Source organism: Chryseobacterium sp. JV274, assembly GCF_903969135.1.
Lineage (GTDB): Bacteria > Bacteroidota > Bacteroidia > Flavobacteriales > Weeksellaceae > Chryseobacterium.
Map to the genome: position 1 here is coordinate 5,073,699 of NZ_LR824569.1, position 23,153 is coordinate 5,096,851.

Consider the following 23,153-nt stretch of genomic DNA (forward strand, 5'->3'; position numbering starts at 1 on the left):
GTCTTTTATTTATTTAAATTTTTTTACACCTTCAGATGGGTTAGTTTTAAATCCAGGTTATCAACAAAAGCCTGAATTTTTGAAGTTTCAAGCATGATACGAAGATCTTGTCTGATGCTTTTAAACTGCTCATGCAAAGGGCAGGGATGTATTTCTGAGCATTGCTCCAGACCAAGTCCACAACCGGAGAAAAGCTTATCACCATCAATTTCCCTTACAATATCAGCAATGGAAGTATTCAGGTTTTTCTGATCCATATAAAAACCTCCATTCGGGCCTTTGGCAGATTGTACAAATCCTTTTCTGCTCAGGTCCTGCAAAATTTTGGCGATAAAGTGTTCCGGCGAATGGATGCTTTTTGAAATGTCTTTAATCCCGACCCTGCTGCCATTTTTAGACTGCTGGGCGATGTAGATCAAAGCTCTTAAGGCATATTCACAGGTTTTTGAAAACATTTTTCTGAGTTTTATGAGACAAAGATAGAAAGATATTTTTAATAAAAGATAAATTACTCTTTTATTTTTTTAAAGCTGACGAAGGTCATAAATAAACTGGCTATCCGATGGAACTTTGAGTCGTTTTATTACTCTTTCTCAAGTCTGAAGGTCTGGATTGTGTAAATTCGCGAAAAGTATCACTAAAGGCGCTAATGGAACTGTAGCCTACATCATCAGCAATTTCATTGATAGGCTTGTCTGTATTTAAAAGTAATTCAATGGCTTTGATGATTCTTAATGTTTTCAGGTATTGAAGAAAAGAAATATCCATATCTGCTTTGAAAAGTCGGGACATAGAGCGTTCACTCAGGCCAAATCTGGTGCTTACATTGGCCAAAGTAAGTTTTTCGCTGATATTCCATTCCAGATAAGATACAATTTTCATCATTTGTTTGTTGTGAGTGGCAGGAAGAATGATGGGTAACGGCTGTTGATGGGTTTTGGGCAGTATTTTTTTTAAAGCGACCAGAAATTCAAAATTTTCGTCTTTTGCAGTAACATGTTTTTCATCCCATATTTCAGTATACTTGATCATCTGAATCAGCAGTTCTGATGCCGGATATATTCCCAGTCTGCTGTAGAAGGGATCTGAGAGGTCATCATGAGCATAGAAATAAAGAGAACGAAGAACTGTGGCGGAGTGTCCGATCTCTAAAATATGTTCCATTCCCTGCGGAATCCAGAAGAAATGCCGGGCCGGAACCACATACGTCCTGTTGCTGATCGTAATATAGGCAATACCACCTTCCACATAGCTCAGCTGTCCTTTCGTATGCTTGTGGAAAGGAATCAGTTTTTCCGATTTCTCGTGCATAACAAATACACTTTTGTCGTCTTTATCAATATCAGGAAGTGCAGCAATTAATCCCATAAAAAAATATAAAATACCAATGAGAATGCAAATATAATCATTTGGCCGGAATCATGTAAAAGTTGACTATTTTAGATAAATATAATTTCCGGATTGAGGATAAATTTGCAGTGCAATAATTCAAAAATTCAAATGAAAATTTATGTCGCCGGATTGCTGATGCTGGGAATTTCCTACACAATATCAGCTCAGACAGGCAGTTCAACAAAGGATACCCTACGACTCTCCTTAAAAGATGCATGGCAAAAAGCTGAAGAAAACAGCCGTCATATCAGAATCAATACCATCAATGTAGACATTGCGGAAGCTGAAGTAAAAGATGCAAAAAGAGAACGGCTTCCGGAAATAGAAGTTAAAGGTTCTGCAGAAAAAGCGTCCAACATTCCCATCTATGAAAACGGAATCTTTTCCAAACCAACCCAGCATGAAGTCATTCACACGCTTTACCGGGCGGGAGCAGATTTTTATCTGAACATTTATAACGGAAACAAGCTGAATCTTAAGATTAAGGAAAATCAGACTCTTCAGAAAATTAAGGATATCCAGAAAGAGCAGTCTGTTTCTGATATTCATTATAAAACTGCAGCGCTTTATCTTGAACTCCAGAAAGCTTTAATTTTCAGAAACCTTATACAGCAAGATATTGCCGATCAGAAGACACAGCTTAAAGAAATTCAGGCCCTTTATAAAAACGGAGTCGTTTTAAAAAGTGATGTTTTAAGGATTGAGCTTGAACTTTCAAAACGGAAGATGGCTTTAGTAACTATAGAAAATGATATTCTCATTGCTACACAAAAGCTGAACATTATCCTGGGTATTCCTGATGAGCAGATTGTTATTCCTGAAGCACCATTTAATCAATGGAATGAAAATACTCCTTACAATGACTATTTGAAACTGGCGCTGGATCACTCTTTCAGTTATCATGTCTCTGAACAGCAGACAGAACTGAGTAAGATAAAACTGAAGCAGGTAAAAGCCAATGTAAGACCTAAAATCGGGATGTATGGTGAATTCTACTATGCCAATCCGCAGATTTTTCTTTATCCCTACAATCCTTATTGGTATTCATTGGGAATAGTTGGAGTCAAGGCATCTTTTTCCATTTCTTCTCTTTATCATAATACCCATAAAGTAAAAGCCGCACAGTTGGAATTTGAAAAAGAAGAGGAGGTACACAAGGATACAGAAGATAAAGTAAGACAACAGGTGAAAGAAGCTTATCTGAGGTATCAGGAAGCTCTTGAGCAGATAAAGGTAGCGGAAGCCAATGTCATTCAGGCCAAAGAGAATGCACGTATTATTAAGAATACTTACTTCAGCCAGACTTCTCTTATTACAGAACTGCTGGATGCAGATATACAGCTTCTTCAGACAAAATTTGAACTGGAAGCAGCAAAAATTATGGCACAGAACAATTATTATTTACTACAAAACATTACAGGCGTTTTATAATACAATGAAAAAAAAATATACTCCCACGGACAGGTTGATCACAAAGATCACAGGATGGATTTCAGTCTTAATCGTTGCCGCACTTGCCATATGGGGCGGTTTTACTCTAAAGAACTATTATGCATATGAACAGACCAATGATGCACAGGTTCAGGAATATGTGAACCCTATTATTTCAAGAGCCGGAGGCTTTATCGTAGCTGTGAAATTTGAAGAAAATCAGGAAGTTAAAAAAGGGGATACGCTTCTGATTATAGATAACCGTGAATATATCCTTCAGCAAAAACAGACTCAGGCAGCTCTTCAGAAAGCCCGTGCCCAGCTGAAAGTATTGGAAAGCAACACAGGTACCACAGAAAAAGAAGCTGCAGCAGCAATGGCTCAGATAGATGCCAATAAAGCAAAAGTATGGAAGCAGCAGCTTGATTATAACAGATATAAAAAACTCTATGATGAAGAATCTGCCACAAAACAGCGGCTTGAAGATGTAAAAGCAACGTTGGATGTCAATGAAAGTGATTACAAATCTTCTCAGGATAATTATGCAGCTTCAAAATCAAAAATAAATGATATTCAGGCAGAAAAAACAGTTGTACTGGCAGAAATTGTAAGACTGGAAGCACTGCTGGACCGTCATAAACTTGATGTCAGCTATACCGCAGTTACTGCTGCTTATGACGGAAGAATGGGGAGAAGAACTGTTGAAGTTGGGCAGATGATTGATGCCGGAGAAACGTTGGCATTTATTGTCAATAATGAAACAGATAAATGGGTGGTTGCGAATTATAAGGAAACACAGATCAAGGATATGCATATCGGGGATCATGTGAAAATTGTAGCAGATTCTTATCCTGACAGGGAATTTAAAGGAACTATCATTTCGCTTTCCCCGGCTACCGGATCAAGTTTTTCATTACTGCCACCGGATAATTCTACCGGGAACTATGTGAAGATTGTACAGCGTATTCCTGTGAGAATAAAAGTAGATGGAACAAGAAAAGATATTGATGTGCTGAAAGTGGGAATGAATGTGAATGTATATGCCGACAAAAAACATTCTAATGGCTAAAAGACAAATGCCCTTTTTCAAAAAATGGGCACCGGAATGGCTGATCAAGATCATTCTCTTTTCGATGACTCTTCCGGGAATCATTATATTTTTTCTTCCTTTAGCTAATGTGAATGCAGCAGCGGGATATTATGGGAGCGAACCAGCGGATATTCAGTTTTCTGTAGCACTGTTTTATGCAGGATATGTAGGATTTTACAGTTTGGAAAGAAGATTTTTTAGCTTTCTGGCTGCAAAGGAATATTTTCTTCTGTTTACCACACTGCAGATTTTGGCCTGCCTCGTATGTTATTTTACCCGTGAAATTTATATCCTGTTTCCGGTGCGTTTCATGCAGGGAATGTTATTTGCAGGAAATGTGAATCTTTCGCTTACCCTGATTTTTACGAGGCTGAGCAGTGAAAGAGGAAGGGAGATTAGTTTTTCAGTGTTCTTCGGAATTCTGATCTGTGCGCTGCCGTTTAATAATCTGATCACTGCGGATCTTATTGATTCCTATAATTTTAATATTGTCTATAAAACGGCAATATTCTCTTACCTGCCGGGACTTATTTTCCTCACTCTTGCCATGAGCAATTACAGAACCCATGCGAGATTTCATCTGTATAAGCTGGATTGGCAGAGCTTCGGGCTGTTCAGTACGATCCTGGTACTGGTAGGATATATTACCATTTTTGGACAGGAATATTACTGGCTGGAAGATAACCGGATTCTGGGTAGTGTCATAGGAATTGTTGTTTTGGGAGGGATATCCATTTTCCGCCAGCAGACCATTAAAAGACCCTATATTGATCTTCGGATTTTTAAATACAGAAACTTTAAAGTAGGGTTGCTGATCCTTTTTGTGATGTATATCTGTCGGTTTGCCTCAGGAATTGTCAACAATTATTTTGCTTCGGAACTGCATCTGGATCCGTTTCATATTTCCTATATCAATATTTTCAATCTTGCAGGGTTGGTTGCAGGGGTAATTATTGCCTGCTGTATGGTTTTGCAAAAGAAAAATATAAGGTATATCTGGGGCTTTGGATTTCTAATGCTTTTGATCTTTCATGGATTAATGTATTACTCTTTTGATGTTCAGGCTGATGAGTTTAATTATTATATTCCGTTGTTTCTCCAGGGATTGGGGGTAGGATTGATTATGGTTCCGACTATTATTTTTATTATTTCTTCAGTTCCTGCTATTATTGGTCCTTCAGCTGCTGCAACGGCTCTGGCAGTCCGATATCTGGGATTTTGCATCAGTATAGCACTGATCAATTTTTTTGAATTGTTTGAAAAAAGTCGCCATTATAATGCTTTTCAGGATCATTTAAGTGCTGTGGATTCGGCAGTCAAAAATTTTCTTCATCAGCAGACAGCTAAACTTATTTCCAGAGGGATGCCTGAAGACAAGGCGGTAAAAGCGGCCAATAAGCTGCTGGTAGGAAGAATGAATGTTCAGGATCATGTCCGTTTTGCTATGGATTATTATGAAATGATGATGTGGCTGCTTGCGGCTTCACTGTTATTGATTTTTCTTTTTCCCTATCTGAATCGTACAGCTCTTTATTTGAAATCACGAAGACTGTCACCAGCTTAGGTGAAATTTTTAATGATTTGGAAAGTATAGCTAGTTAAGCTAATTTTATAGTAGAGTGCTGAGACTGTCTTATAAATAAGGCAGTCTCTTTTGTTATGACAGAAAAAGTAAACGTATTTTGGCCGGAACTGTATGTTTTTTGTCATTGCAGACAAGGCACTTTCTCGCTACATTTGTACTCATACAGAATGAGATATGAAGAAAGAAGAACAGCATACCGGAAAGAAAAATATAGTGCTTTTAGCATTACCACAGGTACAGCTGCTTGATATTGCCGGACCGTGGGATGTTTTTACATCAGCAAACCGCTTTCTGAACAGTGAAAGTAAGGATTCGGGTTATCATGTTCATTTGGTATCCGGCACATCAGAAAAGATAATATATTCCGGTTCTGGAATGCCGTTGTCATGCAGTCACACCATTTATGATATCGACTTTCCTATAGATACTTTACTCGTAGCTGGTACCAACTTGAGTGTGCTGGACGAAATCAGTCCCGATGTCTATCTTTATCTTCAAAATATAACACCACAAGTAAGGCGGATGGGATCAGTATGTGTGGGAGCATTTGTACTTGCCAAAGCAGGCCTGCTGGATGGCCGGCAAGTCACTACCCATTGGAAATTTGCAGATATACTGCAGAAATCTTACCCAAAGTTAGAAGTCAATGTTAATCCATTTTTTATTTGTGACAAACCCATCTATACTTCAGGAGGTGTTTCTTCAGGAATGGATCTTGCGTTGGCACTCTTAGAGGAGGATTTTGGTAAAGCTTTGGCAGCAGAAGTTGCCTGCCATCTTGTTCTGCATTTAAAAAGACCCGGAATGCAGTCTCAGTTTGGAAATGCATTGCCGGAATATGAAACGATGTCTCCCTTTACAAAGCAGGTTCGAGATCTGTTGAAAGACAAACTCGGAGAGATGGTAACCGTAGAATTCATTGCTGACTCTCTGAATATGAGTGTCCGCAATTTTTCGAGGGTATTTGTAAAAGAATCAGGATTAACTCCTGGCCGGTTTCTGGAAAAAATGAGGCTGGATCAGGCCAGGAATCTGCTGGAATATACTGATATGAGTATAGAGATCATTGCTGATAAGTGTGGCTTTAGCAGTGTTGTTTCGCTGCGTCGTTTATTCATTAAAAATATTTCTCTTACCCCGGCACAATACCGGAAAACATTTAAGCGCATAGAATAATCATTTTTCCCTTGCTTACAATAAAACTGATGATCATCAATTGTCAGTAAGGAAGAGCTATGCCTTTATTCTCAAAATAATCATCTTAAAAATAACAGAATTATGAAACACGTACAAAACAGTAAAACAATGAATGTAGCGTTTTTAGTCTATGATCAGGTAGAAGTACTTGATTTAAATGGTCCTTTGGATGTTTTTGTCAAAGCAAATGTCATACAGCCCAACAGTTATTATTGCTTTACAGTCGGAAAAATAAAAGAAGCCATATACACCGAAGCAAATACGATGGCTGTTATTCCTACCTATGACTTACAGACGTGTCCAAAGCCGGATATCATTGTCATTCCCGGCGCAAACCCTGACCATATTATGAAATATATTCAGGATAAGGATTTTCGGGAAACTGTGCTGAAATGGATTAAAAATCAGTACGACACCGGAACTGTTGTATTTACTGTATGCACGGGAAGTATGCTGCTATCGGGGACGGGTATACTTGCTGGTCATAATATCACAACTCATAGTATGCTGTTAGACGTTTTGGAACAGCACAATCCTGAAGCTAATGTCATCCGGAACGTACGTTATATTGATCAGGAACAGCTGATAACAACTGCAGGAATTACAGCCGGAATTGATGCTGCTCTCTATCTTATTGGAAAGCATCTGGGCCAGGAAACCGTTGATACTATCGTTAAGCTTTTTGAATACCAGAATAGTAAAGCTGATGTTTCAATGTAAAAGAATTTGATTTATCATTTTTGCCGACTGTAATGAGCCGGCAATTTTTTTTAAAGAGGGTTTAATTAATATCGGAAGCTGAATAGTTTAATACAAAGAGGAATAAGGCCTATTGAAATAGCAATATAAATAGCTACCCGAATATAATTAAGGGTTTTCCAAAGTGAGATTCTGGATAATATTTCTTCTGAAACAGAAGAGGATGTTGCCAGGTTTTGAAACTGTATAATGTTTGGTGCGAAAAAGGCTAATGTCCAGACTCTTACTGCTGCATGAATGATGAATAAAGCCAGAAGCCAGTTCCTTACCGGATCAATTTTCCAGCAAAAAAAGAGGGCAAGAATGAAGGCAATTTCGTGAAGGGAATGAAGGATAATCCAAAAAAACTGCAGACTTGTTCCTTTTCCGTTCTGAAGCAGCTTAAAGGTGTCGGGTGGGGAAGAAGCCCATTTAGGCACAAATACAAGAGTTTCGAAAATCTGTGCACCATTCATAAGGAAGTAAAGCAATGTCGTAATGCAAAGCCATATTTCTGCACGGGTAATTGAAGTCACGGTTAAACTTTCCATGGGTTTATTATGGTTTTATGGGTTGTTTAAATGATCTGCTGTTTCTTTCATAAGGAGGGTCGCTTCCCTGAAATACCGTTCAATAGATTCTATTTCCTTTTGAGAAAAAGCAGCAATGAGGCTAAGTGTTTTTTTCTGCAGCTCATCGAAAATAGGTCCCAATAATTTCATACTATTCTCAACATTTGGAATGATGACTACCTTTCTTCGGTCTTCCCGGATAAATTGTCTTTTAAGAAGGTCTTTTTTCTCCAGACGATCTATCAACCCCGTCACAGCACCGGTAGTAAGACCTGTTAACTTTGATATTTCACCGGCTGTGATAGATTCATACTGCAAAATAAGTCCCAGATACTTGTGATCAGCACTGGAAAGACCTGCTTTTCTGGCAATAGCTTCGTGCATAAAAATAGAAGCATCAGAATAGGCTCTGCTGGCCTCACGAAAAAGAGATATAGTATCTTTAGTCATTAATTTAATTATTTAATAATTATCTTAGTTGCTAAGATATATTTTATTTTTGACTTAGCAAAATATATTTTATGTCCAAAAAACCGGTTCATCCGGAGATTCTTGTTATTCCTAAGATTGTATTGGAAAAAAAATAATTAACGTAATTAATTTATAAACAGGTGTTTGACTTTTTGGGTGTAAATTTTATTGTAAAAAAGCATAGAAAAATTTGGAATTAAAGACTGTTTTTCTATCTTTGCAGTCCCTTAAACAAAGGGATTTACTTGAAAAAGTAAATGGCCGACTCGGTAGCTCAGCTGGTAGAGCAATACACTTTTAATGTATGGGTCCTGGGTTCGAATCCCAGCCGGGTCACTAGTAAAATGGATTGCTTAATTGAGCAATCCATTTTTAGTTTAATTATATTTCTTATTCATTTTATAATATTTGAAATTCAAATGATCTGATCTGCGATAGAACATGAAATTTTTGTCTCTGATTTTGTAAAAGTTAGCAGTATTTGGATCATAAAATGTTTGGGAAGTATTGTAAATAAAGAAAAAGTTTCTATCTTTGCAGTCCCTTAAACAAAGGGATTTACTTGAAAAAGTAAGTGACCGACTCGGTAGCTCAGCTGGTAGAGCAATACACTTTTAATGTATGGGTCCTGGGTTCGAATCCCAGCCGGGTCACTTAAGGAGACAACTATTTAATAGTTGTCTCTTTTTTTTACGCATAAATATCTCTTTATCAGATTTTTATAATCTGACATTTAGTGTTTGACATTTTATGTGTAAAATACTTAGTCTGTTTGAGATAAGCAGTCTTAAAGTGCTACAACAGGCTTTTAATCTATCATTATTAAGAGTTCGAAATCTCCCTACGGCTAAAGCTTTTTTCTCTCTTCTGACTTTTTGTAATTTTTTGCTACTAAATATAATAATTCTAAAATAATTTTAGCTTCATTATCATTTACCTGAACACCATTCTTGGCAAGAATGGTAATTGCTTGTTCTACTGAAACATTCCTATCAATGAAATTCATTTTTCTTATTATTTTTTTCTGATAATATTTTTGAAAATGTTTGATTTAGCTCTAAAGAAAGAGCTCCTGTCTTGTAATCAATATCAACTGGGGTAATAAGATTCACAAGATGCTTTTTATCTGCAGTATCAAACTCGGAAAATTTTTGAAAAATATGAACTAGTGTTTTATCTTCCATTTGATTCATCTTATTGATAGCTCTTAATTTAAGAACAATATTATGCTCTTCCTTCTTAAGATTTTTTGTGTTAACTTGATTCTCTTTTTTTAATTCATCATAATCTTCAATTTTTAATATCCCGGCTATAAGTAATTTTCTACCTTGAGAAAGAGTTAACTTTTCCTCTTTCATTTTCCTCTCTACTAGATGTTTAGTATATAAGTAACTTGTTTTCTGGGTCTTTATATTCTGATCTTGCAAAATTGTTTTAAATAATTCAATTGTACTATTTGATAGGATTAACTGCTGAAGTTTATGCTGATAACAATCATTAAGCAAAGCTGCGTTAATTCTAGTTCTGCAACCATCATGGCAATGATAATAGGGATATCTTTTCCGCTTACCATTTGAGAAACTACCGGTAAGTTTTCGATTACAAATAGGACAGGTCAAAAAACCTCTGAGAAAAAACATTGCTTTTAAGTCATCTATTTTAGCTGTAATTTTTCTTTCTGTATTAATGACAGACTGTACCTGATAAAATAGAGACTCTGAGATCAAGGGTTCATGCAAACCCTTGATAATCTGTTTTTCATTAGAGCTAAGTTTTATTGATATATACCCACAATAAACAGGATTGCGCAATACTCTGAAAAAGTGCGACCTTGAACATATTAGACCTTTATCATTAACTATTCTATTAATCTCAGATATTTTGTGGTCATTCTGAACAACTTGATTGAAGGCCCATTTTATAATTTCGGCTTCAGGCTCCTTAGGGACAATGGTTTTTTTTCCATCCATTAATGTCACATTGATAAACCCAATGGGAGCTTTGTTAGGATATTTACCCATTAATTTTGCGCGACGGATACCATTCGAAGTATTTTGAGCTCTCCGTGTATTTTCTGCTTCCGGAACAGCTAAATATACGGCTAACATAACTGTACTTTCCGGCACAGAAAAATCAATTGGTTGATCAATGGCCATTGCTGTTGTTTTGTATTTTCGAAGTTTTCCAATCATTTCGTAAGCATATTCGACATTACGGCTGAATCGATCCCATTTTATAAATAATATGTTTTTGTCTTCTCCTAATGATTTCTTTTTAATTTCGGAAAATAATTCCCTCCACTCAGGTCGATTGAAGTTTTTAGCAGAGTAATCTTCACGATAAATTCCTTTGACTTCAATATTGTTATATTTACAATATTTCAATAACCTATCCTCCTGCTCAGGTAAGGAATAGCCTTTTCTTTTCTGTTCATCAGTACTCACTCTGACATATAGATATGCTGATTTCATAAGTATGGGTTTATAAAATATCAACGTGAAAAGAGTAGTACTTTATTTGAAATAAAGTCAATTTATTCTATAGATGTGTCTACTAACTCATTTTGCTGTTTTCTCCATGGGCTATAGTTTGTGCATCGCAATATTTTTCATTTTTTTTCCAAATAAAATTTAATACGACGAGTTCTGTCGCTTCTGGGGGTGATCTTTGCTTCAAGAAAAAACACAGAAAATGAAATCAGATTTAAAAACTGATGGTGGATATCTTTTGCCGGAAACCACCTAAAAAAATAAGGCTAAAACCTGAAGACAATCTACTAAAAAGAGCTTCAGATCCTAACCTTTATAAAAACCAAAACAAAATTAAAAAATGGAAGCAATTAATCAAAATAATGGCTCACAAACTTTATTCAGATTTGCAACGATGCGCAGCGCGGAATTATCTGATCCAAAGAACAGGGAGAAAAGATTTATTTTCAGAAACTATCTAAGACAAAAAGGGATAATTGACCCAAAAGTAGAAGCTGGAGAATCGTTGAAAAACGTCTGCGAAAAGATCACAGGTTTAACAATAGAAACAGAAGCATCTCTTAAAGCTAAAAGTGTACAATTTTATGAGTTGTCAGTTTGGGTTGCAAAAAATAAAGTAAAAGCAACCAAAGAGGAATTTGATGCTAAAATTAAGACTTACAAAGAGACTCCAAAACCTATTGTTGAAATAGATTCTAATATTTGGGATAATCTTATTTATCAGGTGGTCACCCAAAAGGATTTTTATGCAAAAGAAACTTTAATGCAGTTTTTACATCTTGATCATATCCTTTCCAATTATGATGGAGCTACTGAGGCGCAGTATGAAGATGTTATTAAAGCCAAAGTAGTCCTTCCTAAGGAACTTTTTAGCGCAAAAACAGCGTCTTCAAATACGGTTGTTTCAAGAGAGGAAAACAGTTTGAAAAGTATTCCTTTTAGTGACAGTGCTTTGAAGTTTGCAGAAGCCACCGTAAACTTAAAAGGAAATGAGGAGCTTAAAAGAACTTTGGAACAATTTGAAAAAAATTATCAAAAAGAATATGGAGCGGCATATGATACTGCTTATAAACAATATCAGGAACAGGTAAGACCCGAACAGTCCAGATATGATGCTCTTGTAAAAGAACAGGAATATCAGAAAGAAATTTTCCTGGCAGCAGATAATCGTGAAGGGCTATCAAGTTTAAAATATATTCCGGTTCCGGAAGTTTCCAATTTCCAATTTAATTTTCGTCCTGAAATTCAGGCAGAAGATCTGCAGCGACAATTAAACCAGGAACATAACGAGTCCTTACACCGAATCTTTAATACTTCTGATTTGGCAGGTGCATTAAATAAAGTTTCAACCTTTACAGAGCTTTTTCAAACCATTGAGCAAAACAGCCAGCAGCTGCAGCAAACGATTTTAAATAATACAAACCTCAATCCACAGGTGTCTACAACGGTAGGAGGTGTTGTTATTCCTGTAACACAATCTGTCAATACTCAGGAGATTCCTTTTTTTGCCAGAACATTGAGTGGCAATATGGGCTTGGGGGATCATACCATGATTCTTACCACTGATATCAATGCTCCTAAACATATTGTAAGTGGAAGTTACACTATAAAGTCTTATGATGATCAACTTTTAGCAGGTGGAACCTTAGCTTATACATTTGATGCACCTAACGTAACCTCTTTATTCAATACTCCGGAAAAAATTCCCGTTGCTGTTATAGATACAAATGAAGTTTTGCTGTTGGAAGGTGAAGTTATTCTTAATGATGGTCTTGCATATACCATGAAAGCAAAGCTATTGTGGACGGCAAACAGAATGTACAGATTTGAAGGGCCTGGAACATTTATAGTAAAAAATAAAGGTACCGGAGGTGATGGAGGAACCGGTAGCTGCCTGCCTGTTTTGTTAAGAACCAGATCTTTTCAAAACTATTCGGACAGATGGCTATTAAGTATGACGCCTAAAGAAACTACATCGCTATTTTCTTCAGCTTCAGGAACACTCAAAATATTGGATAATAATGGGAATGTAGTTCAAAGTTCAAATCAATTACAAGTTGCTGGAGGAGGAGATTACTTATCCCTGTTTAGCGACGGGATTTTACCTCAATTACAAATTACAGATGCTATAAAGAATGGCTGCCAGCTTGAAGCAGAGCTTACCCTTGACGACGGAAAAGTATATGCCTGCAAAATTCCTATGACCATATATACCGCAGGAGGAATAGATTCGGTAACAAAAACCTATAATCTGGCAGGTGAAGGAAGTGTTTGTCTGAAAAGTAAAGATACCCCGACAACACCTGAGGATGATCAGCCATTTATCCCATCAGGCTTTGGAATGAAAAATATAGGTATTGCGGATTACCGAAAGGTAGAACAAAGTACTTACTGTTATGTAGAAGGAGATGTTTCACACATCGAAAATATTATGGCAAGGGAGTATAGAGAAAAATCTTCAAGAAGATTAAAAAGAAGTGAATCCCAAACCACTAAATCTACGGAATCTGAAAAAGAGAAGTTGACGGATACTACTTCTACGGAAAGGAATGAGATGCAAAGCGAAATTTCCAAAGTACTTCAGGAATCTAAGGATTTTGCAGCACAGGCAGGATTTAATGCCTCATGGGGAGGAAGTGCTTCTCCAAGATATATGTTAAATACTGCTGCCAATTATGCTACCCATAGTTCCAAAGAGGAAAGCAACAGACAGGCTGTTACTGAGGCGAAAGATGTTACCGCGAGAGCCCTGGAAAGGATTGTCACCAAAGTGAAAGAAGAACGTATTGATAAAATCCTTGAGGAATATGAGGAAAATAACAAACATGGTTTTGATAACACCAAAGGCAGCAATCATGTGGTGGGAGTTTACCGTTGGGTAGATAAAGTAGTAAAGAACCAGATCTTTAATTATGGAAAGCGTATGATGTTTGAGTTTATGATTCCGGAACCTGCCAAATTACATTCATTAGGAATGCAAGTAAGTAATAACCCTGAGAACCAATTGGTAAAACCTATTGATCCAAGAGAGTCTGCCGGAATGCAAATCAAAGATTGGAGTGCTCTGACAGATTCCACAAAGCTAAAATACTGGTTGGGTTATTATAATGTTGAAGTTGATGAAAAGCTGGAGCCAGTTGTGTATGTTGGAAAATCCATTGATTACTCATCCACCGAGTCAAAACAAGCCTCTTCAAAATCTGATCTTATTCCTATTCCGGAACATTATATCACTGAATCGTATGTTGTGAAAAGCAGTAATTCTTTCCCGGGCTACAATGGTTGGGGAAATGGAGCAAGTTTACTGGTAGGAGGAGATAGTTCGTCTAATGCATTTTTGAAATTCGTTCGGGAGGTTCCTATCACTATTGCTACAACCAATGCTCATTATTTCCATGCAACGGTTAATATCAAATGTGTATTACAGGAAGAATATAAAAACGGATGGATGCAGAAAGCATTCAATAAAATTATTGAAGCCTATAAAGTAGAGTTGAGCAAATATGAAGCGGCTTTGGCAGATGCAAAAGCCGTAGGAGTTCAGATCAAAGGATCTAATCCGGGATTCTATAGAAAAATAGAAAATACCATTTTAAGAAGAAACTGTATCTCCTATATGCTGAACCAAAGTCCTGATGCATTGCTCACTTTTGGTAAAAAGAGATATTACACCAATGATAATGCTTCTGTAGAAACTTTCCAGAATACAGACATCAAAGTAGATGAAAAACTGGATCAATATGCTGCATTTATCAAATTTATGGAACAGGCATTTGAATGGGAAATTATGAGCTATTATTTCTATCCTTATTATTGGGGGGAAAGAAAATCCTGGGCAGATTTATATCAGTTTGATGATAATGATCCTACATTCAGAGCCTTTATGCAGTCAGGAATGGCAAGAGTTATTGTTACGGTAAGACCAGGATTTGAAGAAGCAGTGAGACATTTCCTTGCTACAGGACAAATCTGGAACGGAGGTGAAGTTCCTGTCATTGATGATCCTTTATTCTTATCTATTGTGGATGAATTACGCTCACCAAAAGCGACAAAAGAAGGAGAGCCATGGAGAGAGAAAATTCCTACTTCCCTTACCATTCTTCAGGCAGGTTCTATTGGACTAAAAGTTGAAAAAGCTTTGCCTTGCAACTGTGAACCGGGAGTGAAGTTTGATGATGAGCTGGGAGAAGTCTGCGGGACCAACTTTGAACCTAATGATTATCTCCTTGGAGTAGAATCATTGGAAGGACAAAAAGTCATTTCAGGAGACTGGAAATAAAATAGTCATTAACCTTAAAAATTAAAAAAAATGCCAATTATAGGAAAAATTATACGTGTCAATGAATTACCTCCCATTGGAGAAAGAGAAACCAATGCTATTTATCAGGTAGCAGCCTCAGGTTCTCTATCTTACACAGATTATGCCGTTGATGAAAACGGTGATTTAAAGACCCATGCCGTTGTTGATGGAACCATTCCCCTGGAATTAGCTGATAACCATGTTAGTATTTCAAATGCTGATTTTTTAGCAGAAGGAATAGCAAGTCAGGCTCAATACAATCTCAATACAAGGGAAAGATTAGCTAAAAAATTAGAAATTCCTTTGACAGATGGAAATGCTCAGGACTATCCTAAAATTATAGGATTGAATGCTAATGGGAATGTTGCCAAACTTCCTGCGGGTGATTTGGGGAAAAATATGATGAACGCAAACCTGTCAAACAACGCTGCAAGAAGTCATACCCTTAATGCTTCATTTTCGATCGATACTTTAGGAAACCCTTATGTCTTATCTGGTTTACCCAATAAAAATTCTGACATTACTAACTTTCAAAAAGTTGTAGTTCAAAATACCAGTGGCTTAAATGCCATTGTAGACAGTAAAAATCTACTATCGGAAATGCCCAATCAAATGACAGAAGTTGAAAGGTCAGCATGGAAGACGAAAATGAACGGAGGCTGGAGTACAGATACCATGAGTGTGGCCGTTATATCACCACCAATTGTGGATAAAACAGACCGTCCGTTTTGGATCAATCTTAAGGGAGCTAATTTAAACCTCCCTTCCACAAGCTTTAAAGTGGAATTATGTACCCAGGACAGTGTTTCTGCTGATACAGCTACTGTTGTTGCAATAATCCCCGGCTCACAGGTTCAGCTTTATACCAATGGAATTGATCTGACATTCTATTACAATTTCAAAAATATTCCGGTAGGAGAATATAAAATCAGATTGTGGAATGGGGTAGCCTGGTATTTAACAAGTTTTACCATTCGTGTGGTAACTCAGATACAACGTATCCCCCTAAATAACATCGTTTGGGAACAAAAAATATACAATAATGCGGTATCACCCGCCATTACCCAGGCAGGAGCCGCTGTAAGCTATAGCTCCGATAGCAATGTAAAAGCACTTGCTGATGATTCTTCTTTCATCGCAGCCCGAAAGACAAACCAATTGATTGGTGCAGATGAAGATTTTTACATGAGTGTTGAAATTACAGGTAAAACTGCAACAATTAACGGACCTAACGGTTTTGGAACGATGACCCATTTTGTAGGATTAGTCAATGCTACTGGTGGAGTAGACCTGTTAAATCAAACTGTTGCAAACGTTAGGTTGGTACAGTCTTACTGGTATCCAATGGGAAAGATATTTCCTGATAATTCAGCCGAAGCAGTCACTACTGCAGAGCCGACGTATGCCCTAAATGCAACATTTATAAGACGTGGGGGAAGCTGGACCGTTATTGTCAACTTCAATAACAAGACGGTTACCTATACCAAAACAGGCTATACAGGCCCGGTTGCTTTCGGAATGTACAATATGAATACAATGGGAAATACTGGTGTAAGCGCCAATATCGTTGAATTGTATAAACTATAACCTTTATCAAACTTTGAGTTTAAATCAATAAAAAGGCAGAGCCTAAAAATTCTGTCTTTCAATAAAACAGGATCTATGACTTTATAGACACTGTTATTTAACCAACAAAATTTTAAAACAATGAAAGAAAAATTATTAATACCTCAGCAGGTAGAGCAGCTTTTAAAAGAAATTAATACAACAAATCTAAACCTTGGGGAAATCCAGATCTCCGAACATCCTTTACTTACATCTTTTAACAGATTTATCAGGATCAATAAAATGGTGGTAGACACAGAGCTTCCAAGGACTTACCTTTTTTATCAGCAGATTTTAAGAGATAAGGAAACCCATGAAATAGAACCTTCCAACCTTCCGACTCCGGAATGGCTGATTGGAGAAGAAGAATGGTCAAGCCTGAGAGATAAAAATTTCGACAGAATACTGGTTCCTGTAGTAGATGAAGAAACGCAGAATCCTGTTTTGGATGAGGATGGATATCCTAAAACCTCTATTGTTAAGGTGAATACCCATCATTACATGCTTTGGCTTGTTAAGAACAATAAAATAGGTTTTCTGGATCTTCTGAAAAGCTATTTACAGGAATTTGTTGAGATGAAAAGCAATGAGCTCAATAAACTGTCTTAAATACAACATGTTATTGAAATGAATCAATAACTATTCTACTGGCAGGGCCATAAAGCCCTGCCTTTTTCAAAAAAAGGAAAGATTATGGAAACACTTGAACTTAGAGAAACCATCAGTAAAGAATGGCGTACTGATGATTATATAAGAAAACAGCTGTTATGTAATAAATTAAAATACAGTAATCAGCTCAGAATGCAGCGTATTCTTGATTATAACATCAATGATTATGATGGAACTGCTGAAGAAAAATACATAAAGGATGATAAAGAGAACATTATATATTTAAAAACCTATCTCAATAAGAATAAAGAGCTTGTGAATCTGGTCCAAACAGAGTGTGAAATCAAATTTGTAATTAATGCAGCACAAGAGCAGATTTCCTGCCAGCTTATTTATTTTTATCATAGAAATGCGAATAAAAAAGAACTTAGGAGAAAGAAAGCTATCGTACTGGAAACCTTTTCCTATGAGGAATTCAGGAGATTGGTCATGCATGTAGGATTTGATGATTTTGAAAATTATTCTGAATACAAAAACTACTTCACAGAAATCTTTAAATCAAGTTTTTTAAAAGCAAAGAGTGCAGAGGAGCTTAAATTCCTTTATACCAATACTCCTGAGTTTGTTCTTCGGGGAATGACTCTTGAGAACGAAACGTTATTCGGACACCTACTTGCCTTAACAAAGCTTGATGATACAGGAATTTTCAGCGGATGGAAGGATGGAAGTTCCGCTTTAGTCAATGTCTTGAAAGCATTTTCCGATCGTTTTTTTTTAGTGGACAAGTTCAGAAAAAGTCCTGAACTCTGTAACAGGATTTATTTCAACCTGGATGGGGCAAGCGAGTTCAATGGAGAAATGAAATCCAACCGTATCATTTTTGCCACTATTCTGATGGAGTATTGTCTGTTTTCTGATAACCGTCCAAAAGCAGGAGCTCCTACTTTCAGGATAGGAAATGAATATAAAGTCAATACTGAAGTTTTTGGACTTGCGGGAGATCTATTGGGTTTTGGAAAATCAGATGAAAAAACTTTTTTTCTTCAGCAGCAGAAAGAAGTAACAAAGAGAATTTTCATTGTACCCAAAGAAGGAGATCCTAATGCAACCGAGCAGGTAACAGAAGATCTGGATAAAGGAGCCGAGTTTTATCCTCTAGACATGGTTTATTTCATCGAGCAGAATACATCAGAAACCAATGAAGGAGGAGAACAGCAGGGTACTGTCATGATGGTCCCGGCTATTTATGTAAAAGCGTTGGCTGATGCAGAAAAATGGGAAGATATTAATGAGACCATCCGAATTGTAGCCGATATGGTTGGAGTCGTTTTTGGAATTGGAACATTAGCACTATCCGGAAACCCGTACCTGTTATTAGCTGCGGCTGCAGATCTTAGTTTGGCATTACCGGATCTTACCATACAGGCATTCCGGGCGGAAATTGCCAAGCTTCCAGGAGGAGATGAATTTCTGCGGCAGTGGGATCTTTTTTATAATGTATTGGGATCTGCTGTAGCTGCACCACAGCTTGTCGTTGGTGTGGCTCAAATTGCAGCAGCCTTTTACAGAAGTTGCTTAAGTTTATTGAAAACATCTGTTAATGTTGCGGAAAATGTGAAACAGGGCTTGCGTGCAAGTGCAATTTCCGTATTTTTGGATTTGAACAGTGGAGTGTTTCAAAGGAAAGATCTCCGTATGTTTAGTCCTACAGAATGGGTAATTCCAAGCGCAGGAGTCATTTCAAAAACATCGGAATGTGATGCATTGATACAAAACGGGGCCTTTTTCATGGAGCTTGATGCCGCTGCTATTATGGAGAGTATTGGAAAAAAAGGAGGTGTTAATCCTGATGCCATAGGCTCAATAAGTAGTAACAGAAAATTTGCTTTAGTGTATAAGGGTGAGATTATCGCTCAAGGAAGCCGTTATGATAAAGCTTACCAGAAAGTTTTGCAGGAGATAAAAAAGGTAAGTTATAACGCTGAAAAGGTCGGAAAGATTTTAGAAGAATATAGGATAACTGCTTTTTGTGAAAGAATACCGAAAATCGCAAATAAATATCCTATAGAGGAGTTACCAAAAGATGGATTTGTTCTCGGGTATAAAATGGATTCTCAGGGAGTTTTTAGACAATTGAATGATAATATTTTTCCTTCAAGAGAATTTGATTTTGTAATTACAAAATCCGGTGAATTAAGAATAGGGAGTAAGCATCATTTATTGGGTAATCGAAATGAAGTTTTAGCTGCAGGGGGCGTTCGATTTAAAAATGGTAAAATCGTAGAATTTAATAATATGTCTGGTCACTATAGACCAACAGCAGAAGAAGCTGAGAGATTAGGAGAAATACTAAATGGACTTGAAATACCTATTAAAAGAGCACGTAATGAAATCACTCCTTTAGGTATAAATAGCAGAGGAGAGGTAGTGCGGACTGGGAAGGATAAAATAATATATATACAAAATATAAAATAATGGAACAGATTATACAAAAATTACATTCTGGAATAAAACAAAGTGGTTGGGATTCTTATAAGCCTTTAAAAAATGAATTATTAACTTATAATTCAAAAGACCTACTTGTTAAATTGCTTGATACAAAAGATTTTAGATATACAGACATAAGAAGTCTTTTTACGATTATTCCCGAATTATGGAAAGATTTTAATCTAGATGATTGGATGTATATTATTCGAAAAGTTGACCGTCCTACAAACTACCGATTATATATAGATGACGGACCCTATTTTGAAGACATTCGTTTTTTATATAATTGGATTGGTATAGATAGTATTAGTTTGTATAAAAATGATCAAGGAGTCTCTTCTAAAAGTAAACAAAGCTTAGATAAGGTATTTCCAATGTTCCTACATGATACATTGAGAAATGGAGATTATAAAGAAGAATTTTCAGACGGAACTTTTGGAGACATAAAATATTTCCGAGATATGAAAACGCGATTAATAAGTCAAGGGGCAAAGGCAAGTCCGATGCCAAATTTATAATGATTTTTGATCATTCTAATTTATATAATAGAAATATTTTAAATGCTTACTAACCGTTCAACTTTTGAACGGTTAGTTTATTTGATTTTACAGAATGGGTAATCCCAAGCGCAGGGTTCATTTCAAAAACATCGGAATGTGATGCATTGATACAGAATGGAGCATTCTTTATGGAGCTTGATGCAGCTGCAATTATGGAGAGTATTGGAAAAAAAGGAGGTATTAATCCTGATGCGATAGGCTCAATAAGCAGTAACAGGAGATTTGCTTTGGTGTATAAAGGTGAGGTTATTGCCCAGGGAAGCCGTTATGATAAGGCATATCAGAAAGTCTTACAGGAAATAAGAAAGGTAAGTTACAACGCTGAAAAAGTCGGGCAGGTTTTAGAAGAATATAGGATAATTGCTTTTTGTGAAAGAATACCGAAAATCGCAAATAAATTTCCTTTGGAATCATTGCCTGAAGAAGGTTTTATTCTGTCATATACTTTTGATTCTAATGGTATTTTCAAGCAGTCTACAGGTAATATTTTTAAATCACGAGAATATGATTTTGTAATTACAAAATCTGGTGAATTAAGAATAGGAAATAAGCATCATCTTTTAGGTAATCGTGAGAATGTTTTAGCAGCAGGAAGTATGAGTTTTAAAAATGGGAGAATTTCAGAATTACACAACTTGTCAGGACATTATAGACCTACGATTGAAGAAGCAATGAGATTGGAAAAGATTTTACAGGAACTTGGAATACCTATAAAAAAAGCAAGATATGATATTTATATAATACATGCTAATGAAGAAGGTTTTGTTACAGGTATGAAAATAAATAAGAGAATATTTATAGAAAATTTAAAATAATAAAAATGGAACAAATTATTATAAAACTATTAGGCTTTTTAAAATTTAATGACTGGGAAAGTTATAAAAGTTTGAAAAATGAATTATTAAGTGTAGATACTAAAAATCTTATTGTTCAAATTTTAAATGAAAGGCGATTTAGAGATACTGATGTAAAAGTACTTCTTTTAGTTATCCCCGAACTATGGAAAGATTTTAATATGGATGACTGGATGTATATTATTCGAAAAGTTGACCGTTCAGCCAACTATAGAGTATTAATTAATAATGAGCCTTGTTTTGAGGATATACGTTTTTTATATAATTGGATTGGAGTTGATAGCATTGAATTATACAAAAATGGATCAGATATTCCTGAGAAAAGTAAAAAGAGCTTAGATCGTGTATTTCCAGTGCTTTTGACAGATCCTATGAGGGAAGGTGAATTATATAAAGAAGACTTTCAAGATGGAACATTTGGAGACATAAAATATTTCCGAGATATGAAAACACGATTAATCAGTCAAGGAGCAAAGCCAAGTCCAATCTCAAATTTATAATGATTTTATAGAATGGTAATCCCGAGTGCAGGATTCATTTCAAAAACATTGGAATATGATGCATTCAAATTGGACTATTGAAGGTCTGGAAGAGGTTATCTATATAACAAAAGCCGATAAAATTAATCATTACAAAATAAAATGGGGCTAACCTATAATATACGCTTTAAAAGAAAATTAGAACAAAAACAGGAATTAACAGACCTTATTAAAGTACAAGATAATTCACTTTTCTTAATATCTAAACTCTATGATTCTACTTTCGGGAGTGTGAACGGAGATTTTGATGGTGAGTTGATTGATTTGGAATTTGCAGGGGCTTCTTTTATTTCATTTGATGTTATAAAAAAATATGCAGGTTCAGTATTATTAAGAAAATCTGTATTACAAATGGTTCATAAAATCACTAATGAAATTTATCCTAAAGAAGACTACTATTTAATTTTTAATGGAGATTATATCTTTGAAAAAAGAGAAAATGGTATTGTAAAAAGGAATGGTAACAGTGATTTTTATGATGGATTAGATTAAAATAAAAAGAATAATTATAACGGCAGCAATTTCTTAATCAGTATCAATCTGTAGATACCTTATTTTCAAATCCTAATGGTAAAAGAATAGAACCTTCTTTCACTGAAACATTTCATCAAAGAAATTTAAAATTCTACCAAGGAAATCTAACTATTACAAATGAAGATGAAAAACTGCTTCTAAAAACAGTCCATAATGAAATATTATTTCAAATTCCTACCGGATTTGTGCGTGTTGATCATGAAAGATACGATGACTTTTTTACGGCATGGAAATTTTCTGAGAACTTAAGGAAACGCTTTGATACCTCTGACAAAGCCCTAAAAAAGGTATTGGTAAAACCCCAGCTTATTGTTGAAAATGATGATTTCATCATAGCATTGAACATTTATAATAGTAAACCCTTACAATTAACAGACAATGTAACCAATGTTGCTACCATCCTAAGAAATGAGCTGGTCTATCTTGAGGCATTTGTTGATATCATAGCGGTTGAGAATGATTTTATCAAATTTAGACGAATCAAACATGATAATGTGTGGTTTGTATCAACCAAGGTAATGCAGGTTAAAGTGGTAACTATTGAAAATCTCCAATATCTGAAAATACTTTTAGTGGAAGTCGATGGCATTCTATTTTCACTGTTTATTATTACCGATACCCTGGATAATTTTAATAAAGAGATCATCCCTGAGATAATACATTCTTTTTCAATTCAAAACATGCAGGGCTAATTTTGAAA

General features: G+C 35.9%; 20 protein-coding genes and 2 tRNA genes. 16 read left to right on the top strand and 6 right to left on the bottom strand.

Going from position 1 to position 23,153, the window contains the following annotated elements; translation table 11 throughout:
* Nucleotides 1-23 precede the first annotated feature (23 nt).
* Nucleotides 24-455 carry an RrF2 family transcriptional regulator gene (locus CHRYMOREF3P_RS23365; protein ID WP_047384164.1) on the bottom strand — a complete coding sequence of 144 codons (432 nt, stop codon included), beginning with the start codon at nucleotides 453-455 and terminating at the stop codon, nucleotides 24-26.
* Between the two features lie 100 nt (nucleotides 456-555).
* Nucleotides 556-1,368 (bottom strand): AraC family transcriptional regulator, encoded by an 813-nt coding sequence (locus CHRYMOREF3P_RS23370; RefSeq protein WP_077414738.1) that lies wholly within the window; start codon nucleotides 1,366-1,368, stop codon nucleotides 556-558.
* 132 nt (nucleotides 1,369-1,500) lie between these two features.
* On the opposite strand from CHRYMOREF3P_RS23370, the gene CHRYMOREF3P_RS23375 reads away from it, so the two are divergent.
* From CHRYMOREF3P_RS23375 to CHRYMOREF3P_RS23395, 5 genes are all read left to right on the top strand, one after another.
* Entirely contained in the window at nucleotides 1,501-2,823 is a 1,323-nt protein-coding gene (locus CHRYMOREF3P_RS23375; RefSeq protein ID WP_077414736.1) for a TolC family protein, read from the top strand.
* Between the two features lie 4 nt (nucleotides 2,824-2,827).
* On the top strand, nucleotides 2,828-3,892 hold the full coding sequence (locus CHRYMOREF3P_RS23380; protein ID WP_077414734.1) for an HlyD family secretion protein: 1,065 nt from the start codon (nucleotides 2,828-2,830) through the stop codon (nucleotides 3,890-3,892).
* Nucleotides 3,885-5,477, top strand: a complete 1,593-nt coding sequence (locus CHRYMOREF3P_RS23385; RefSeq protein ID WP_232539090.1) for a beta-carotene 15,15'-monooxygenase — start codon at nucleotides 3,885-3,887, stop codon at nucleotides 5,475-5,477. The genes CHRYMOREF3P_RS23380 and CHRYMOREF3P_RS23385 overlap by 8 nt, the downstream gene beginning before the upstream one ends.
* 195 nt (nucleotides 5,478-5,672) lie before the next feature.
* Nucleotides 5,673-6,674 carry a GlxA family transcriptional regulator gene (locus CHRYMOREF3P_RS23390; RefSeq protein ID WP_077414732.1) on the top strand — a complete coding sequence of 334 codons (1,002 nt, stop codon included), beginning with the start codon at nucleotides 5,673-5,675 and terminating at the stop codon, nucleotides 6,672-6,674.
* A 102-nt stretch (nucleotides 6,675-6,776) separates the two neighbouring features.
* Nucleotides 6,777-7,415, top strand: coding sequence for a DJ-1/PfpI family protein (locus CHRYMOREF3P_RS23395; protein WP_077414730.1), 639 nt, complete (start codon nucleotides 6,777-6,779; stop codon nucleotides 7,413-7,415).
* 65 nt (nucleotides 7,416-7,480) lie between these two features.
* Here the strand turns inward: CHRYMOREF3P_RS23395 and CHRYMOREF3P_RS23400 are convergent, their stop codons facing one another.
* Nucleotides 7,481-7,984 (bottom strand): transposase, encoded by a 504-nt coding sequence (locus tag CHRYMOREF3P_RS23400; RefSeq protein ID WP_180565639.1) that lies wholly within the window; start codon nucleotides 7,982-7,984, stop codon nucleotides 7,481-7,483.
* A 15-nt stretch (nucleotides 7,985-7,999) separates the two neighbouring features.
* Nucleotides 8,000-8,455 (bottom strand): MarR family winged helix-turn-helix transcriptional regulator, encoded by a 456-nt coding sequence (locus tag CHRYMOREF3P_RS23405; protein WP_077414726.1) that lies wholly within the window; start codon nucleotides 8,453-8,455, stop codon nucleotides 8,000-8,002.
* Between the two features lie 284 nt (nucleotides 8,456-8,739).
* Here CHRYMOREF3P_RS23405 and CHRYMOREF3P_RS23410 point away from each other — a divergent pair.
* Both CHRYMOREF3P_RS23410 and CHRYMOREF3P_RS23415 read left to right on the top strand, forming a co-directional pair.
* Nucleotides 8,740-8,812: transfer RNA gene (locus CHRYMOREF3P_RS23410), tRNA-Lys, on the top strand.
* 244 nt (nucleotides 8,813-9,056) lie between these two features.
* Nucleotides 9,057-9,129 (top strand) — tRNA-Lys (locus CHRYMOREF3P_RS23415).
* Between the two features lie 194 nt (nucleotides 9,130-9,323).
* On the opposite strand, the gene CHRYMOREF3P_RS23420 is transcribed toward CHRYMOREF3P_RS23415, so the two are convergent.
* Nucleotides 9,324-9,482, bottom strand: a complete 159-nt coding sequence (locus CHRYMOREF3P_RS23420; protein ID WP_180565640.1) for a PTS sugar transporter subunit IIBC — start codon at nucleotides 9,480-9,482, stop codon at nucleotides 9,324-9,326.
* Complete coding sequence (locus CHRYMOREF3P_RS23425; RefSeq protein ID WP_180565641.1) at nucleotides 9,469-10,947, bottom strand: recombinase family protein; 1,479 nt, start codon at nucleotides 10,945-10,947, stop codon at nucleotides 9,469-9,471. The genes CHRYMOREF3P_RS23420 and CHRYMOREF3P_RS23425 overlap by 14 nt, the downstream gene beginning before the upstream one ends.
* Nucleotides 10,948-11,305: 358 nt before the next feature.
* Here CHRYMOREF3P_RS23425 and CHRYMOREF3P_RS23430 point away from each other — a divergent pair, with 358 nt between their 5' ends.
* From CHRYMOREF3P_RS23430 to CHRYMOREF3P_RS23470, 9 genes are all read left to right on the top strand, one after another.
* Complete coding sequence (locus CHRYMOREF3P_RS23430) at nucleotides 11,306-15,244, top strand: hypothetical protein (protein WP_180565642.1); 3,939 nt, start codon at nucleotides 11,306-11,308, stop codon at nucleotides 15,242-15,244.
* Nucleotides 15,245-15,274: 30 nt separating this feature from the next.
* Complete coding sequence (locus tag CHRYMOREF3P_RS23435) at nucleotides 15,275-16,852, top strand: hypothetical protein (protein ID WP_180565643.1); 1,578 nt, start codon at nucleotides 15,275-15,277, stop codon at nucleotides 16,850-16,852.
* Between the two features lie 120 nt (nucleotides 16,853-16,972).
* The gene (locus CHRYMOREF3P_RS23440; protein WP_180565644.1) at nucleotides 16,973-17,479 is read left to right on the top strand and encodes a hypothetical protein; all 507 of its coding nucleotides are present in this window, start codon (nucleotides 16,973-16,975) and stop codon (nucleotides 17,477-17,479) included.
* Between the two features lie 84 nt (nucleotides 17,480-17,563).
* The gene (locus CHRYMOREF3P_RS23445; protein WP_180565645.1) at nucleotides 17,564-19,954 is read left to right on the top strand and encodes a hypothetical protein; all 2,391 of its coding nucleotides are present in this window, start codon (nucleotides 17,564-17,566) and stop codon (nucleotides 19,952-19,954) included.
* Entirely contained in the window at nucleotides 19,954-20,484 is a 531-nt protein-coding gene (locus tag CHRYMOREF3P_RS23450; RefSeq protein ID WP_180565646.1) for a hypothetical protein, read from the top strand. The genes CHRYMOREF3P_RS23445 and CHRYMOREF3P_RS23450 overlap by 1 nt, the downstream gene beginning before the upstream one ends.
* 170 nt (nucleotides 20,485-20,654) lie before the next feature.
* On the top strand, nucleotides 20,655-21,341 hold the full coding sequence (locus CHRYMOREF3P_RS23455) for a hypothetical protein (RefSeq protein ID WP_180565647.1): 687 nt from the start codon (nucleotides 20,655-20,657) through the stop codon (nucleotides 21,339-21,341).
* Between the two features lie 5 nt (nucleotides 21,342-21,346).
* Complete coding sequence (locus tag CHRYMOREF3P_RS23460; RefSeq protein ID WP_180565648.1) at nucleotides 21,347-21,880, top strand: hypothetical protein; 534 nt, start codon at nucleotides 21,347-21,349, stop codon at nucleotides 21,878-21,880.
* 141 nt (nucleotides 21,881-22,021) lie between these two features.
* The gene (locus tag CHRYMOREF3P_RS23465) at nucleotides 22,022-22,411 is read left to right on the top strand and encodes a hypothetical protein (RefSeq protein WP_180565649.1); all 390 of its coding nucleotides are present in this window, start codon (nucleotides 22,022-22,024) and stop codon (nucleotides 22,409-22,411) included.
* Between the two features lie 227 nt (nucleotides 22,412-22,638).
* Nucleotides 22,639-23,145, top strand: a complete 507-nt coding sequence (locus CHRYMOREF3P_RS23470) for a hypothetical protein (protein ID WP_180565650.1) — start codon at nucleotides 22,639-22,641, stop codon at nucleotides 23,143-23,145.
* Nucleotides 23,146-23,153: the final 8 nt, after the last annotated feature.